This window comes from Nocardia sp. NPDC050630 (assembly GCF_044457245.1).
Lineage (GTDB): Bacteria > Actinomycetota > Actinomycetes > Mycobacteriales > Mycobacteriaceae > Nocardia.
In genome coordinates this window covers 48,093-63,700 of sequence record NZ_JBITGN010000003.1, presented here as the reverse complement: position 1 = coordinate 63,700, position 15,608 = coordinate 48,093, and the positions used below count along the sequence as shown (strand labels likewise).

The following is a 15,608-nucleotide window of genomic DNA, read 5'->3' as shown; positions in this document are numbered from 1 at the left end:
TTTGTCGTTACATCTCCACCACCCCCATGCACGGTCATCTACTCAGCTCGACACCACCGGCAGCAGCTCGTCCAACGGCACAATCTCGGCCGATTCGGGCACCACGACCTCGGCGGAGCCGACCTGCTCTAGCACCACCGCCCGCAGATCCGCCAGCTGGGCGGTGTCGATGGCGGCCAGCGCGGCCCGATCGGCGATCAGATGCGTCACCCACTCCTCGGCGAGTGAGGCACCCAGGTCTTGCACGCTCGGCACCACGATCAATCCGGCCCCGGTCGCACCGGCGCTCACCACCTCGAGCAACCTCGCCGCCGAATCGGACCGGCCGTGCTGGAAGGTGCGCGATTCGAAGGTCAGGCCGGTGCGCACGCGCAGGCGATCGGCCGCGGTGGCCAGTTCGTCGTAGCTCATCCGCACCCCGGTCGCGGCAATGACAAGCGCCGGATCGGACCCGCTGAGCACCCCGGTCCGATTGGCGTGGTTGACCGGTCGCAGCGACTGCGCCGAGATTTCGGCGCTGGTCGCGGCATCGTCGAGGTGCAGCCATTCGATGCCGTCACCGACCGGACGCGCACCGGTGGTCAAGCCGATCCGCACCGATGGCTCATCCGGCAGCGCGGCGTACGGAGGCAGCAGTACCAGCGCCGCGCCCGCCTTGAGCACCGCCCACGCAGCCACCGCCCAGTCGGCGCCGCGATCCAGCCGTATCGCCACCCCCGTCCCCGGACCGCAACCACGCCCGATCAGCACCCTGGCCAGCTGTGACGACTTGGCGTCGAGTTTGCGGTAGGGCATTTCCTCCGCACCCAACACCAGCGCGGGTGCGTCTGGATCATCCTCTACCGCGGCGGTCAGCAGGTGGGTCAGTTCGGTGCCATCGGTGGTCGTCGTGGCATCGGTCGCGGTGGGCACCGGCTCCTGCCCGTCGACAATATCGATGCCGCCGATGCGCACGCCCGGATCGGCGACCACCGCGGTCAGAATGCGCTCCAGCATGCGCCCGAGCCCATGCACCGTCGATTCCTCGAATAGATCTGTGGCGTAGGTGAATACCGTGACCAGCTCGTCCGGCGTCCCATCCGCCCGCAGGCGCGGTTCGACGACCACCTGCAGATCGAACTTCGCGACCACATCGCCCGCATCCAATGCCGCGACGGTCAGTCCGGGCAGCTCCAGACTCGGCTGTTCGAGATTCTGGAAGACGAGCATTACCTGGAACAACGGCCGCCCCGGCGAGACCACCTCGACCACCCGCTCGAACGGCAGATCCGCATGTGCGAATGCGGCCAGATCCGTCGCACGCGTCTGCTCGACCAGCTCGTCGAATGCCATGCCGCGCTCGACCGATGTGCGCAAGGTCAGCGTATTGACGAACATGCCGACCAGCTCGTCCAGCGCCCGCTGACCGCGCCCGGCGACGGGCGTGCCGATGGCGATATCCGAACCACCCGACAGTCGGGCGAGCAAGACGGTCAGCGCCGCGTGCACCACCATGAACACCGAAGATCGATGCTCGCGCGCAATCCGTATCAGACCCTCGTGCACCTGCGCTGGCATGGTCCAGCCGACCGATGCGCCACGGCCCGACGGCGTTACCGGACGTTGCCGATCCAGCGGCAGCACCGGTGCGCTCGACAGTCCGGCCAGCTGCTCGCGCCAGTACGCCAATTGTCCTGCGGCCACGGAGTTCTCATCGTCATCGGTGCCGACGACCTTGCGCTGCCAGAGCGCGAAATCCGCATACTGCACCGGCAGCGGCGACCAGCCGGGTGCCGCACCGCCGAGACGGGCGAGATACGCGGTCACCAGATCACGCGCCAATGGGGCGAGCGAGGCACCGTCGGCCGAAATATGGTGCACCACAAAGACAAGCACATACTCGTCCCCATCGGCCAGTAGTCGGGCCCGCACCGGAACCTGTTCGGTCACATCGAATCCGGCCGACACCAGCTCGACCACCCGACCGAGCACATCGGTGCTGGTCTCGACCTCGAGTCCATCGGGAAGCACCTCGGCGGCGGGCAGAATCTCCTGATACGCCTGCCCGCCGGTACCTGCCGTCGGGAACCGGGTACGTAGCGCCTCATGCCGCACCAGCACGTCCTCGACGGCCTGTCGCAGTGCCGCGACATCGAGTTCGCCGGTCAACCGGATCGCGAACGGCAGGTTGTATGCCGCAGATTCCGGATCGATCCGATTGAGCACCCACATCCGTTGCTGGGCAAGGGAAAGTGGTATCAGCTGCGGACGATCGGTCCGAGTCAGCGGTACGCGCGCGGCGACACGGCCCGCACCCGGGATGATTCCGGCGGAGAGCGCGGCAACGGTCGAGGTCTCGAATAGGTCGCGCACAGCGACATTCGTATCGAGCGCATCATTGATGCGCGCGACGACCCGGGTGGCCAGCAGCGAATTACCGCCGAGCGCGAAATAGTCGTCATCGAGGCCGACTCGCTCGATGCCGAGCACGTCGGCGAAGACAGCGGCGACTATCTCCTGCGTTGGAGTGATCGGCGCACGGAATTCGCGTGCGGTGAAGGTCGGCGCGGGCAGTGCCTTGCGATCCAGTTTGCCGCTGGTGTTGAGCGGGAAGGCGTCCAGCACGACAATGGCGGCCGGAACCATATATGCCGGAAGCACTCCGGCCACCGCCGTCCGCAACTCCTGCGGTTCGACCTGTTGACCCGGCCGCGGCACCACATATCCGACCAGCTGATCACCGGTCGCCACGAGCGCGGCAGCTTGACTGACCGCGGGTTGGCCGAGCAGCGCGGTCTCGATCTCGCCGAGTTCGATGCGCTGACCACGGAACTTCACCTGGAAGTCGCTGCGGCCCAAGTACTCCAATCGGCGCGGATCTTCCCGCCACACCACGAGATCACCGGTGCGATACATCCGCGACCCAGCGGTGAACGGGTCCGCGACGAAACGATCAGCCGTGAGATCCGGTCGTGCGACGTACCCGCGCGCCAACTGCACCCCGGCCAAATACAGCTCACCGACCACCCCGGCGGGCACCGGCCGCAATCGCGCGTCCAGCACGTAGACTCGCGAATTCCACTGCGGCAGGCCGATCGGCACGGTCGTCTGCTCGCTCGCGGACGCGCGCCATGCGGTAATCGATACCGCCGCCTCGGTCGGACCGTACAAGTTGTGCACCGCCGCATCCGATACCGCACGCAGCGCGGTCACCGTCTCGGGCGGCAATGCCTCGCCGATCACGAAGATATCGCGCAATGTCGGGCAGGACCCGTGCCGCAGATGTGCGGCGAATACCGTCAGCATGGACGGCACGAAGTCGGTGACTGTGACGCGTTGCGCGGCAATCGTTTCCGCGAGATACGTCGGATCCCGGTGACCGTCGGGTGTGGCCACTACCAACTTCGCGCCCGCGCGCAGCGGCATGAAGTAACCCCACAGGGATACGTCGAATGTGGTGGCGGTCTTCTGCAGATACACGTCATCGGGACCGAGCGGGTAATGCGCGAGCATCCACTCGATCTGGTTATTGATGGCCGCGTGCGTTACCGCGACACCTTTCGGGCGACCGGTGGAACCCGAGGTGAAGATGACATACGCGGGATTGTCCAGCGAAACCGGACGCAGCAGTTCTGTCGGCAGCACCGGATCGCCCGAGAATCCGGTCAGCTCAACGGTATCCAGATAAATGAGCGGCGTATCCGATACCTCGACGACATCCGCAGTCGTGGTCAGCACACAGACGGGTGCGGCGGTGTCGAGAATGTGCGCGATCCGATCGGCCGGATGATCCGGATCCAACGGCACATACGCGCCGCCAGCGGTGACGATCGCATACATGCCGACCACCAGGTCGATCGAACGGCGAACCGCCAGTCCCACCAGGGATTCGGCACCGACGCCCCGCTGGATCAAGAGGCGCGCGAGCTGATTGACCCGCTGGTCGAATTCGCGATAAGTCAGGGTCGTGGAGCGACTCGATGAGGGGTCCTCGGGCGACGGGTGGGCGAGGTCGGTTCCCGCGTAGACCACCGCGACCGCATCCGGATGTGCCGCCACGGCACGGCGATATCCGTCGAGCAGCAGTTCCGGAACGACCGGATGCGCGGTGTCGTTCCAGTCCCACAGCATCCGCTGCCGCTCGGCGGGCGCGAGCAGCTCGAGCTCGCCGACCACCCGGTGCGGATCATCGGCCACCGCCGCGAGCACCCGATGCAGGCGCTGCGCGAACCCGGCCACCGTAGCCTCGTCGAAAAGGTCGGTGGCATAGGTGAACGATGCCGAAAGACCGTTCGCCGCACCGTGGTCCGCACGCGGTACGACGGTCAGCTCGAGATCGAACTTCGCCTGCACGACACCGAGATCGATGCCGGATACCGCGAGGCCGGGCAACTCCAGCTCGGGCCGGTCCATGTTCTGGAAGGTCAGCATCACCTGGAACAGCGGATGCCGCGCCATCGAACGCACCGGGTCGAGCAGCTCGACAAGTCGCTCGAACGGCACATCCGCATGTCCGAAGGCCGCCACATCGGCGCGCCGGAAGTTGCGCAGCAGATCGGCGAACGATAGTTCGGGGTCGACCTCGCCACGCAGCACCAGCGTATTGACGAACATTCCGATGACATTGTCGAGTGCGGCATCCCCACGACCGGCAACAGGGGTCCCGACGGCGATATCGGTGGTTCCCGCCAGTCGGGACAGCAGCACCGCGAAGGCGGCGTGTACCACCATGAACAGCGTCGAATGGTGCTCGCGGGCAATCCGTTCGAGCGCGGTATGCACCTCGTCGTCGATTTCGAAGGCGAAGACGGCGCCGCTACTGGACAGTACCGCCGGGCGCGGCCGATCGGTGGGCAGCGCCAATTGCTCGGGCAGTCCGGCCAATTCGGTGCGCCAGAAGTCGATCTGTTGCGTCAGTAGCGATTGCGCGTCGTCCTCAGCGCCGAGCACCGCCCGCTGCCAAATCGCGTAATCGGCGTACTGCACGTCGAGCGGCTGCCACTGCGGCCCCGCGCCACGCACCCGAAGTGAATAGGCCGACATCAGGTCCCGTGCCAGCGGCCCCATGGACAAACCGTCGGCCGCGATGTGGTGCACCACGCACACCAGCACCTGCTCGGTCTCACCCAGCTCGACCAAACGCAGCCGGATCGGCGGTGCGACGGCGACATCGAAACCGGCGACGGCCGCGCCGATGACCAGTTCGGGCAGCTCGGCCGCACTCGCGGACACGATCTCGAGCTCCGGCACCGCGCGAGCATCATCGACCGGCAAGACGACCTGGATGCCCTCACCATCGATCGCCGGATACACCGTCCGCAGCACCTCGTGCCGCGCCACCAGATCGCGTGCCGCCGCACGCAGCGCCTCGAAATCGAGCGCCCCGGACAGCCGCACCGCCAGCGGGATGTTGTTGACGCCGCTGGTCGGATCGAAGCGGTTGAGGAACCACATGCGCTGCTGGGCGTAGGAGAGCGGAATCCGATCCGGGCGCGGCTGTGCGCGCAAAGTGTGTCCGGCCGCCGCAAGTACCCGCACCCGTTGCGCGAGTTCGGCGACTCCGGGTGCCTCGAATACCAACTGCACCGGCACCCGCGTGCCCAACGCGGTACCGATGCGCGCGGCCGCCTGCGCGGCCAGTAGCGAGTTGCCGCCGAGTTCGAAGAAGTCGTCATCGACACCGACTTCCACACCGTCGGCACGCAGTAGGTCCGCGTATACCTCAGCGACGACTTGCTCTTCCCGGGTGGACGGCGCACGGAACTCCCGCGCCTGGAAAACCGGATCGGGCAGCGCGGCGCGATCCAGCTTGCCGACCGGTGTCAGCGGCAGCTCGTCGAGCACCACGATGGCCGTGGGCACCATGTACTTCGGCAGCTTGCGCTCCAGCGTGGCCACGAGCTCGGCGGTATCGACGGCGGCACCGGTACGTGGCAGCACATAGGAGACAAGTGCGGTCGTCCCCGAAGGCAATGTCTTGCCGAGCGTGGCCGCGAAATCCACATCCGGATGCGCGGTGAGCGCGCTATCGATCTCGCCGAGTTCGATGCGCAGACCGCGAATCTTCACCTGGAAATCGGACCGGCCCAGATACTCCAGCACGCCGTTTTCATTGCGCCGCACCAGATCTCCGGTCCGATACAGCCGTGTACCCGGCGCACCGGCTTGCGCACTGAACGGACTGGCCACGAACCGTTGCGCGGTCAGCCCGCGACGTCCGAGATAGCCCTGTGCGAGCGCGGGTCCGCCCAAATAGAGCTCGCCGACAACACCCGAGGGCACCGGCCGCAGGCGAGAATCGAGGACAAACGCCGCGACCCCGGCGACGGTGCCGCCGAGGGTGACCGGCGCACCGGGTTCCATCTGACCGGTCGTGACCATGACCGTGACCTCGGTCGGGCCATAGGCATTGAAAACGGCCCGCCCGTCGCGCGCCCAGCGTTCGACGAGTTCGGCGCCGAGCTTGTCGCCACCGGTCACCACGACCCGCAGTTCGTCCAGCCCGGCCGGATCGACCGACTCCAGCGCACCCGGAGTGATCAGTAGATGGGTAACCCGTTCCCGGCGCAGCAGGTCCGCGAGCTCGGCACCGCCGAATACCGTCGGCGGTGCGATCACCAGCGTCGCACCCGCCGAGAATGTGAAAAGCAGCTCCATCAGCGAGAAGTCGAAACTCGGCGAACTCAGATGCGTCACCCGCGAGTCACCTGTCAGCCCATACCGCTGACCGATGGCGGCCAGCCCGGCCAACCCGGCATGCGTCACCACGACGCCCTTCGGCCGCCCGGTGGAACCGGAGGTGTAGATGACATAGGCAGGATGTCGTTCGTCCAGCCGCCGCACCCGATCGGCATAGGAGACCGGGCGCTCCGGCTGTGCGGCTATCCGTTCGGACACCACCGGATCATCGAGCTCGACCCAATCGACCGATGTGCCCAGCGCCGCGCGATGCGCCGACGTGGTCAGGCCAAGCACTGCGCCGGAGTCCGAGACCATATGCGCGATCCGCTCCGCGGGATAGGCCGGATCCACCGGAACGTAGGCCGCACCCGTCTTCGCGATCGCCCACACCGCGAGCACGGACTCGACCGAGCGGGCCAGCGCGGTAGCGACGATGTCACCGGGTCCGATGCCCCGCGCAATCAATTCCCAGGCCAGCCGCGAAGATGCCGCGTCGAATTCGCGGTAGGTCAACTCGCGCTGGTCGGCCGGATCACCGGTCGGGTCGAAGCGAACCGCCACCGCATCGGCAGCGGATTCGACGGCGGCGGTGAGCAGTTGTCCGAAGAGTGGGGCGCTGACGCGGCGCCGACGGTTGGTCCGAACAGATCTACTCGCTCTATCCATTCTCAACCATTAGCCTTTCACATCGAACATATGCCAGAGGCGAATCGAGGCACGCGGAATTCCGCCGCCGCATCCGCTCCTGCGCAATGCAATCGGGTAACCGTATCGAAGAGAGCTAACTGTCCGCGAACACGGAGTGCACGGTGCTAGCTCCGAATCCGTTGTGACACAAGCCCTCAAACTTCCCGGGACATTGATCGTTCAGCATTCGTCCCATGTTGTCCACTCGAGCGTTCACTTGATCGCGCTACAGCCATCCGCGCCTGGTCGCCTGCACGCCGGCCTGGAACCGGGTACTCGCGCCGAGCCGCTCCAGCAGCCGCGCGGTGCGCCGCACGACGGTTCGACGGGACATGCCGAGTCGGCGAGCGATGGTGTCATCGGTCGCACCCAGGCCCATCAGGGTCAGAATCGCCTTATCCCGCTCATCGAGTTCGTCGGCGGACGGATTCACCGAAATCGGCGCCGCCAGCGACCACAGCACATCGAAAGTCTTCACCAGCAACCGCAATCCAGGCGATCCGGTAATGCGCAAACCCATCGGATCCGGGCGGCGCTCGTCCGCGTGCAGCACCAGGCTCGCTCGCTCGTCATCGCTGATGATCAGCTTGAACGGCGGCTCGGGTAGGGTGCGTGCCTGTGCGCCACTAGCGTTGGTGGACAGGGCATGCCGCAATCTTTCAGCATCCTGGTAAATAGTGTCCTGATATAGCGTCTGGTAGCGGATGCCGTCACCGATCCGAGAGCGCTTGAGCAGGAAAAGCTGTCGCTCGCGTTCCGGATCGCTGAGATAGGGACCGCGTTCGATTACCTTGACCGTGCTGCGGGCCGAGGTCTGGACCTCCTCGAAATCCGCGAGCATCTCCAGGCGTTCGAAAACCGGCACGATCGCGCCATTGGTGCGCGGTGAGCGGCGCACCGATCGGAACGTCTCGCTCAGTCGCGCGGCCGCGGCGTGCATTTGGTTGATCTCGTGCTGCCTGCGCCGCGCCTCGGCTTCGGATAGCGATTCGGGAGCGTGCGCGTCCCAGATGGCCTCGCCGTCGACCGACAGTTGACTGACCGCGGCCTGCAGGTGGGTCAATACTTCCAGCGATGCGGCGGCGGTCTCCTTCGAGACGCCCAGATATTCGGCGACCTCGCCCAGGCTCGATCGCGGATGATGCACCAGCACGGCGTAGGTGCGCCCATGCGGTGATCCAGGCTCGAAGATATCGCCCAGCGCAGTCATCGCCTGAGCCTAACGACCATACGGTCCCCACGGGACCGTTGTGATCGTCGGATTATCAAGCCGGGCAACAAAATCAGTGCGCCGACGGGCCCCACTGCAGCGGCACACCCTTGGCCGCCAGATACGGCATCGGGTCGACCTTGTTGCCGCCCTGATCCCAGATCTCCAGGTGCAGATGCGGTCCGGTCGAATTGCCGCGGTTACCGACGGTGGCGATGACATCGCCAGCGTTCACATGCTGCCCGGCGTGCACGAACATCTCGTTGACGTGGCCGTAGACCGCGATGGTGCCGTCGTCCTGCTTGACCCGCACCCACAGGCCGAAGCCCGAGGCCGGGCCAGCCTCGATGACGGTGCCGCTGCTCACCGAATGGATCGGCGCGCCGAGCTGATCGGCGAAGTCGAGGCCGTAGTGGAATTCGCCCCAGCGGGAACCGAATCCGGAGCTGATCTCACCGGCCACCGGACGCACCGCGGGAGCCGGAGCGAACTGCTGCTGCGCGCCCTTGAGGATCTGTTCGACCTGGGCCAGCGGGCCCGCGATCTCCGGCGGCAGATTGCTGATGCCGAACGGATTGGCGACCGCGTCCGCGATCGGCGCTGCCACCGGAGTGGCCGCGTCGGCCTGCGCGACTTCGGCGACCGGTGCCGCGGCCTTGATCTCTTCGACAGGTAACTCCGCCGTGCCCTTGAACGTGATGGGAGCGGCGGATTCCTCGTCCCCGTCGTGCGCACCCGGCAGGAGCGGGGCGGCAATGGCAGGCGCGACCTGAGCCGCGGTGCCGATGAGAGCGCCGGCGGCGACGGCCGCACCGGCGGCGATCTTCACACGTTCGGTGGTCGACGGCTCGGCGCGATGCCGCGTCGGCCGACCCGTAACGCCGTCGCCGATGAGGCTCATGACGGTTATGGAACTGGGGCCTACCCGATGCTGCGACAAAGCTGGTCCTAGCGCTCGACCTACAGTGGCTGAACGGGCTCCGACGTTTGTAACGTTTCGGCATCCGTTGTGACGGGAACTCTACCGCGTCGTGACCATTTCGCAACCTATTGGGCAAAAATCCCCGTTTAAGACCTGGTCAGACCCCTGGGCCGGTGTCACGCAGCCGTGACCGATAGGCCACAATGGACGGGTGATCCTCAACGAGTTGAGCGTTCCGATCGTGCTTGCGCCGATGGCGGGCGGGCCGTCCACGCCCGAGTTGACGGCGGCGGTCTCCGCGGCGGGCGGCCTCGGCCTGCTGGCCGCCGGATACCTCACCGCGACCGATACCGCAGCGCGACTCGCCGCCACCCGCGAACTGACCACCGCGCCATTCGGCGTGAACCTCTTCACCCCCGGTCCCGCGACCGCACCCGAGGATTTCGCCGACTACCTCGCCGAGTTGGGACACACCCATGAGCTCGGCACGCCGAAGTACGACACCGACGATTGGGACGCCAAGCTCGAGCTGCTTGTCAAAGCGCCGGTCCCGGTGGTCACCTTCACCTTCGGCTGCCCGAGCGCCGCCGAGGTCGCGCGGTTGCACGAGGTCGGTTCGGAAGTGTGGGTGACGGTGACCTCGGCCGCCGAGGGCCGCATCGCGGTCGCGGCGGGTGCCGATGTGCTGATCGCACAGGGCGCGGAGGCGGGTGGGCATCGCGCCACCTTCATCGATCGTGTTGACGATGACGCCACCGATCCGCTCACCGTGCTCGCACTGCTGCAGATTCTCCGCGCGACCGTCGACCGGCCGATCGTGGCCACCGGCGGCATCACCACCGGTGCCGGGATCGCGGCGGCACTCGCGGCCGGTGCGACGGCCGCGCAACTGGGCACCGTCTTCCTGCGCTCGCCGGAGGCGGGCACCAATCCGGTGCATCGCGCCGCACTGCATCACGCCGACACCCCGACCATGCTGACCCGCGCCTTCACCGGGCGCCGGGCGCGCGGGCTGCGCAATCGGTTCATGGACGAACATTCCGCTACGGCACCTGTCGCCTATCCGGAAATCCATTACGCCACAGCGCCGTTGCGGGCCGCCGCACGGACGGCGGGCAATCCGGCCAATGTGAACATGTGGGCAGGCCAGACCTACCCACTGGCACCCGAGCTACCGGCTGGTGAACTGGTCCGTACCCTGGCCGCCGATGCGAAAACCGCGCTGACCACAGCGCTTTCGGGACGAATCCAGTCTTGTTGACAACAGTTTCCGTTTAGAATCGAGGGGCATCGCACCAGCCATCCAGGTCAGGAGAGCGCTATGTCCCTCGATGTTCCCACCGCCCTACTCGAACGCGCCGAACGCGGCGAGGTCGACGACGCCGACTTCGTCGAGGTCGTGCGGGTCTCCCTCCCGTACGCCTGGGAGGTCGTCAGCCGGGTGGCCGGTGAGCTGCATTCCGGCACAGCCGAATTCGCCGACAATGTCGTTCCGCCACCCGACGAGGTGGCGCGTGGACAACTGCTGCGCGCCATGGCCTCCGATGCCATCCGCGGCGGCCTGGAACGCCACTTCAAGGTGAAACTGGCCTTCCAGAACTGCCACCGCGTCGCCGCGTTCCCCATCGCCGCAGTCGGCGGCGAAACGTACACCACCTTCATCGGGACTCGCGCCCAACTGCTGAACCAGAGCCCTGAACTCCGCAACTGCTGATCAGTTGACAGGTCGGCGCGGCCGAGATTTCGGTCGCGCCGACCTGCGTCCGGCCACATGCCAATGGTGGCCGGATCGCGCCGCGGTGATGTCCCATTCGCGTAGTGGATATCAGAGGTCCCCATGGCGCATCCGATCGCCCTGGATGCGGAGACCCTCGCCGAAGCAGCAAGGCGTCTCGGCACCAGCACCGAGCAGACACGGTCAACGCAGCCCCGCGTGAAATCGTCGACCGTCGACGTCGCGCTGCCGCTGTGGAGCGCATGCACCACATGGTCGAGGGAGGCAAGATCGACTTCTCAGTCCTCGAAGTGGAAACGTCACGTCCGATACCACGCGTAATGTGAACGGACATGAGCGGCAACGATCTTCGCGACGAGATCGATCGGCGGCTGCATCCCTGGCTGCCGCAACTCGGCTCGGATCGCGGTGCCTACACCAACCATGTGCTGCGTGTGCTGGAGCTATGCGATCTGCTCGACACCGGCTCGAGCAGCTTGCCGAGCACTCGCGAGGAGTTCCGCACCGCCGCGGCCTTCCACGATCTGGGCATCTGGACCGCGGGCACCTTCGACTACCTGGCGCCATCCGCCGACCTAGCACTGCAATGGCTCGACCAGATCGACCGCGCCGACCTAGCGGACCTGGTCGTCGCAATGATCGACGAGCACCACAAGATCCGATCCGCGGGCGCGGCCACCGACCCGATCGAAATCTTGCGCCGAGCAGACGCGATCGACCTCGAATACGGCCTGCTCGGACGCTTCGGGATACCCCGCTCCACCTACCGCGAACTGGCGAAGCGATACCCCGACAAGGGCTTCCACCGCCGGTTGGTCCAACTGGCCGCCAAACGAATCCGGACGCACCCCACGTCACCACTGCCGATGCTGAAGTGGTGACGCGGGCTCGTCGTTCTAGGACAGCGTGGTGACGGTGAGATCGCCGTCGGCGTATTGAGCACGCAGGCGCTTCTTGTCGAATTTGCCCACGCTGGTCTTGGGGACCTCCGCGATGAAGGTCCAGCGTTCCGGCAGTTGCCATTTGGCGAATTTGTCGGCGAGGAAGTCGCGCAGTTCCTCCGGTTTGGTCTCGGTCCCCTCCGCGAGCACGATCGCGACGAGCGGGCGCTCGTCCCACTTCTCGTCCGGCACACCGATAACCGCGGCCTCGGCGACGGCGGGATGCCCCATCACCGCGTTCTCCAGATCGACCGAGGAGATCCATTCACCGCCGGACTTGATGACATCCTTGGAGCGATCGACGAGGGTGAGATAGCCGTCCGGGCTGATCTTGCCGACATCGCCGGTGCGCAGCCAGCCATTGTCGAACTTATCGGGATCGATCACCGCACCATCCGGCGAGTAGTACGACCCCGTGATCCAGGGCCCGCGAACTTCCAACTCGCCCAGCGACTCGCCGTCATTGGGGACCACGCGGCCGTCATCGCCGACCAAGCGGGCCTGCACGCTCGCCGGAAAACGGCCCTGGGTGAAGCGGTACTCCCATTCGTCCTCGCCCTCCACCCCGGCGGGCGGATGCGCGACGCTGCCGAGCGGTGAGGTCTCGGTCATACCCCAGGCGTGCAGAATGCGAACGCCGTGCTTTTCCTGGAAGGCGCGCATCATCGACGGCGGCACCGCAGAACCGCCGACGACCACCGAACGCAGATGCGAGATGTCCTGCGGCTTGGCGGCCAGTCCGGCGAGTACACCGCCCCAAATGGTCGGGACGGCAGCGGCGAAGGTCGGCTTCTCGGCGGCCATCATCTCCAACAGCGGACCGGGCTGCAGGAAGCGGTCTGGCATGAGGACATTCGCCCCCGACATCAGCGCCGCGTACGGCAGGCCCCAGGCATTGGCATGGAACAGCGGGACGATGGCCAGCACATAGTCGCGGTTGGAGAAGCCCATGCTGGTCGGCTGGCACACCTGCATGGCGTGCAGCCAGTTGGAGCGGTGCGAATACACCACACCCTTGGGGTCACCGGTGGTGCCGGAGGTGTAACACATTGCGGCAGCGGATCGTTCGTCGGTCACCGGGTAGTCGAAGGTATCCGGCTGCGCGGCGAGCAGTTCGGTGTAGGAATGCACCTGGACGCCCTCGGGGGCCTGCAGCGCGGCGGCATCGCCATTGGCCACGATGACGTGGCGGACGGTCTTCAGATTGGGCAGATACTGGGCGAACATCGGCACCAGCGTGCCGTCGACGATCACCACCTGATCCTCGGCGTGATTGGCCACGAAGACGAGTTGTTCCGGGAAGAGCCGGATATTGAGCGCGTGCAGCACCGCACCCATCGCGGGTACCGCGATATAGGCGACCATATGCTCGTTGTTGTTCCACATGAAGGTGCCGACCCGATCGCCGTCACCAATCCCCAAGCCGCGCAATGCATTTGCGAGGCGGGCCGATTCGGTGCCGAGCTCGCGGTAGGTCATGGTGCGCACGCCGGTGCCGGTCCAGGTCGAGACGGTGGAATCGCCCATGAACGTCGATGCGTAGCGCAGCAACGTCGCCAGCGACAACGGCTCGTCCTGCATGGTGCTCAACATCGGTACTCCTTTTCTTCGGTGGCTACGGCGGCCTGCCGACCATGAGCCACATCACACCGGGGATGCTACCCAAGAGTAGGGCGCCCAGCGCCCCCATCGCCGATCACATCAGCAGGCAGGTGCCATCAGTTCGCCAAGCCCGCCCGCAATCTCGCGGGGCGATCCGAATGGCGGTTCCCCCGCGGCTCAAAACCGCCATTCGACTACGCCGAAGGCCGGTCAGACCGCGGCGTGGGCGGGGTAGGCGTGCACGAGGGCGGTGTCGAGTTTGGGCACGGCGTGAGTGAGGGTGTGCTCGGCACCGTGGGCCAAGCGGTGGGCGTCGGCCAAGGTGATGGTCGGAGCGACATCTAGTTCGACGTCCGCGTGCAGGCGGTGGCCGATCCAACGCATCCGGAGGCTGCGCACGCCGAGCACACCGGGCTCAGCGACCAGCGCCTGCTCGGCGGTACTCACCAGGACGGGCTCGACGCCATCCATCAAGCGGCGGAACACGTCTCGCGCGGCCGTGCGCAGTACGGCCAGAATCGCGATCGTAATCAGCAGCCCGACAACGGGATCAGCGAGCGGAAAGCCGAGCGCGACACCACCCGCACCGACCAACACCGCCAATGAGGTGAATCCATCTGTCCGCGCGTGCAATCCATCGGCCACCAGCGCCGCCGAGCCGATCCGCCGCCCCACCCTGATCCGATACAGCGCGACGGTCTCATTGCCGACAAACCCGACGAGCCCCGCCGCCGCAACCCAACTCAGATGCTGGATCTGCACCGGATCGATCAGCCTGCGCACCGCCTCGTACCCGGCGATGATCGCCGACAACGCGATCATCCCGACCACGAACAACCCGGCCAAATCCTCGGCCCGCCCGAACCCATACGTATACCGTCGCGTCGCCGCCCGCCGACCGAGCGCGAACGCGATCCACAGCGGCACGGCGGTCAGCGCATCGGAGAAGTTGTGAATGGTGTCCGCCGCCAACGCGACCGAGCCGGAAACCAGCACGATCAAAACCTGCAGCACCGCGGTCAGCCCGAGCACCACCAGACTGATCTTCACCGCCCGTATCCCGACCACACTGGACTCCAACGCATCGTCGACACTGTCGGCAGCATCGTGACTGTGCGGCACGAAGATCTCGCGCAGCGCCCCGCGCAATCCACCCGGGTGACCGTGGTCATGGTGCGCACCGTGCGCGTGATCGTGGCCTACACCGTGGCTGTGTCTATGGCTATGGCCCACCCCGCGCGCGTGTCCGCGATCAAGATGCGCACCGCGCGCTCCGTGGCCATCGCCCGCACCCCGGTCGTGGTCGTGATCCGCACCATGCGCGTGCCCGTGGTCATCGCCCGCACCCCGCGCCTTCCATTGATCATCGGCAGCACCGTGGTCCCCGTGATCGCGGTCCGCACCGTGGCCATGCGAAATGCTCTGCCAGCGTTCGGGGTTGCGTTCGTGACTCATTCCGCCACCGCCTGATCGCGAGAAGGCAGTTGGCGTACGGAACCCTCGCCGCGGTGGTGCGCGGGTACGCCGGGGCCCGCGTGCTCGGCGTTGTACACCGCATCCACGACCAACTGGCGGACGTGTTCGTTCTCCAGGCTGTAGAAGATGGTGGTTCCGGCACGGCGGGTCCGGACCAGGCGTGCCATGCGCAGTTTGGCCAGGTGCTGCGATACCGAGGGTCCTGGTTTGCCGATGTGGTCGGCCAGATCGTTGACCGAGAGCTCCTGGTCCACCAGCGCCCACAGGATCTGTACGCGGGTCGAATCGGCCAGCATGCGGAATACTTCGACGACCAGGCGGACTTGGTCCTCCGCGATCGGCGGTCGCATCGGCTCAATATCTGCATTCATACGC

General features: G+C 66.3%; 10 protein-coding genes. 4 read left to right on the top strand and 6 right to left on the bottom strand.

Going from position 1 to position 15,608, the window contains the following annotated elements; genetic code table 11:
* Window positions 1-42 precede the first annotated feature (42 nt).
* The 3 genes from ACIBG0_RS10655 to ACIBG0_RS10645 all read right to left on the bottom strand — a co-directional run bounded on the left by ACIBG0_RS10655 (window position 43) and on the right by ACIBG0_RS10645 (window position 9,458).
* Window positions 43-7,326, bottom strand: a complete 7,284-nt coding sequence (locus ACIBG0_RS10655) for an amino acid adenylation domain-containing protein (RefSeq protein WP_397031359.1) — start codon at window positions 7,324-7,326, stop codon at window positions 43-45.
* A gap of 247 nt (window positions 7,327-7,573) precedes the next feature.
* Complete coding sequence (locus ACIBG0_RS10650) at window positions 7,574-8,557, bottom strand: DNA-binding response regulator (RefSeq protein ID WP_397031357.1); 984 nt, start codon at window positions 8,555-8,557, stop codon at window positions 7,574-7,576.
* Between the two features lie 73 nt (window positions 8,558-8,630).
* Window positions 8,631-9,458, bottom strand: a complete 828-nt coding sequence (locus ACIBG0_RS10645) for a M23 family metallopeptidase (protein WP_397031355.1) — start codon at window positions 9,456-9,458, stop codon at window positions 8,631-8,633.
* A 232-nt stretch (window positions 9,459-9,690) separates the two neighbouring features.
* Here ACIBG0_RS10645 and ACIBG0_RS10640 point away from each other — a divergent pair, with 232 nt between their 5' ends.
* The 3 genes from ACIBG0_RS10640 (at window position 9,691) to ACIBG0_RS10630 (ending at window position 12,095) form a co-directional block, all read left to right on the top strand.
* A complete protein-coding gene (locus tag ACIBG0_RS10640; RefSeq protein WP_397031353.1) occupies window positions 9,691-10,740 on the top strand; it encodes an NAD(P)H-dependent flavin oxidoreductase in 1,050 nt (349 codons plus the stop codon).
* A gap of 60 nt (window positions 10,741-10,800) precedes the next feature.
* A complete protein-coding gene (locus tag ACIBG0_RS10635) occupies window positions 10,801-11,193 on the top strand; it encodes an SCO5389 family protein (RefSeq protein ID WP_062992881.1) in 393 nt (130 codons plus the stop codon).
* A gap of 353 nt (window positions 11,194-11,546) precedes the next feature.
* Window positions 11,547-12,095 carry a hypothetical protein gene (locus ACIBG0_RS10630; protein WP_397031352.1) on the top strand — a complete coding sequence of 183 codons (549 nt, stop codon included), beginning with the start codon at window positions 11,547-11,549 and terminating at the stop codon, window positions 12,093-12,095.
* Between the two features lie 15 nt (window positions 12,096-12,110).
* Here the strand turns inward: ACIBG0_RS10630 and ACIBG0_RS10625 are convergent, their stop codons facing one another.
* Window positions 12,111-13,748 carry a long-chain fatty acid--CoA ligase gene (locus tag ACIBG0_RS10625; RefSeq protein WP_397031351.1) on the bottom strand — a complete coding sequence of 546 codons (1,638 nt, stop codon included), beginning with the start codon at window positions 13,746-13,748 and terminating at the stop codon, window positions 12,111-12,113.
* Window positions 13,749-13,967: 219 nt separating this feature from the next.
* Entirely contained in the window at window positions 13,968-14,990 is a 1,023-nt protein-coding gene (locus tag ACIBG0_RS10620; protein WP_397031349.1) for a cation diffusion facilitator family transporter, read from the bottom strand.
* Here ACIBG0_RS10620 and ACIBG0_RS10615 point away from each other — a divergent pair.
* Window positions 14,871-15,227 (top strand): hypothetical protein, encoded by a 357-nt coding sequence (locus tag ACIBG0_RS10615; protein WP_397032024.1) that lies wholly within the window; start codon window positions 14,871-14,873, stop codon window positions 15,225-15,227. The genes ACIBG0_RS10620 and ACIBG0_RS10615 overlap by 120 nt on opposite strands.
* On the opposite strand, the gene ACIBG0_RS10610 is transcribed toward ACIBG0_RS10615, so the two are convergent.
* Complete coding sequence (locus ACIBG0_RS10610; RefSeq protein WP_397031347.1) at window positions 15,209-15,604, bottom strand: ArsR/SmtB family transcription factor; 396 nt, start codon at window positions 15,602-15,604, stop codon at window positions 15,209-15,211. The genes ACIBG0_RS10615 and ACIBG0_RS10610 overlap by 19 nt on opposite strands.
* Between the last annotated feature and the right edge of the window lie 4 nt (window positions 15,605-15,608).

Bases quoted from the DNA above. Each gene is read 5' to 3' on its own strand.
- ACIBG0_RS10655 (WP_397031359.1), bottom strand. From the start codon at position 7,326: ATGGATAGAGCGAGTAGATCTGTTCGGACCAACCGTCGGCGCCGCGTC.
- ACIBG0_RS10650 (WP_397031357.1), bottom strand. From the start codon at position 8,557: ATGACTGCGCTGGGCGATATCTTCGAGCCTGGATCACCGCATGGGCGC.
- ACIBG0_RS10645 (WP_397031355.1), bottom strand. From the start codon at position 9,458: ATGAGCCTCATCGGCGACGGCGTTACGGGTCGGCCGACGCGGCATCGC.
- ACIBG0_RS10635 (WP_062992881.1), top strand. From the start codon at position 10,801: ATGTCCCTCGATGTTCCCACCGCCCTACTCGAACGCGCCGAACGCGGC.
- ACIBG0_RS10630 (WP_397031352.1), top strand. From the start codon at position 11,547: ATGAGCGGCAACGATCTTCGCGACGAGATCGATCGGCGGCTGCATCCC.
- ACIBG0_RS10625 (WP_397031351.1), bottom strand. From the start codon at position 13,748: ATGTTGAGCACCATGCAGGACGAGCCGTTGTCGCTGGCGACGTTGCTG.
- ACIBG0_RS10610 (WP_397031347.1), bottom strand. From the start codon at position 15,604: ATGAATGCAGATATTGAGCCGATGCGACCGCCGATCGCGGAGGACCAA.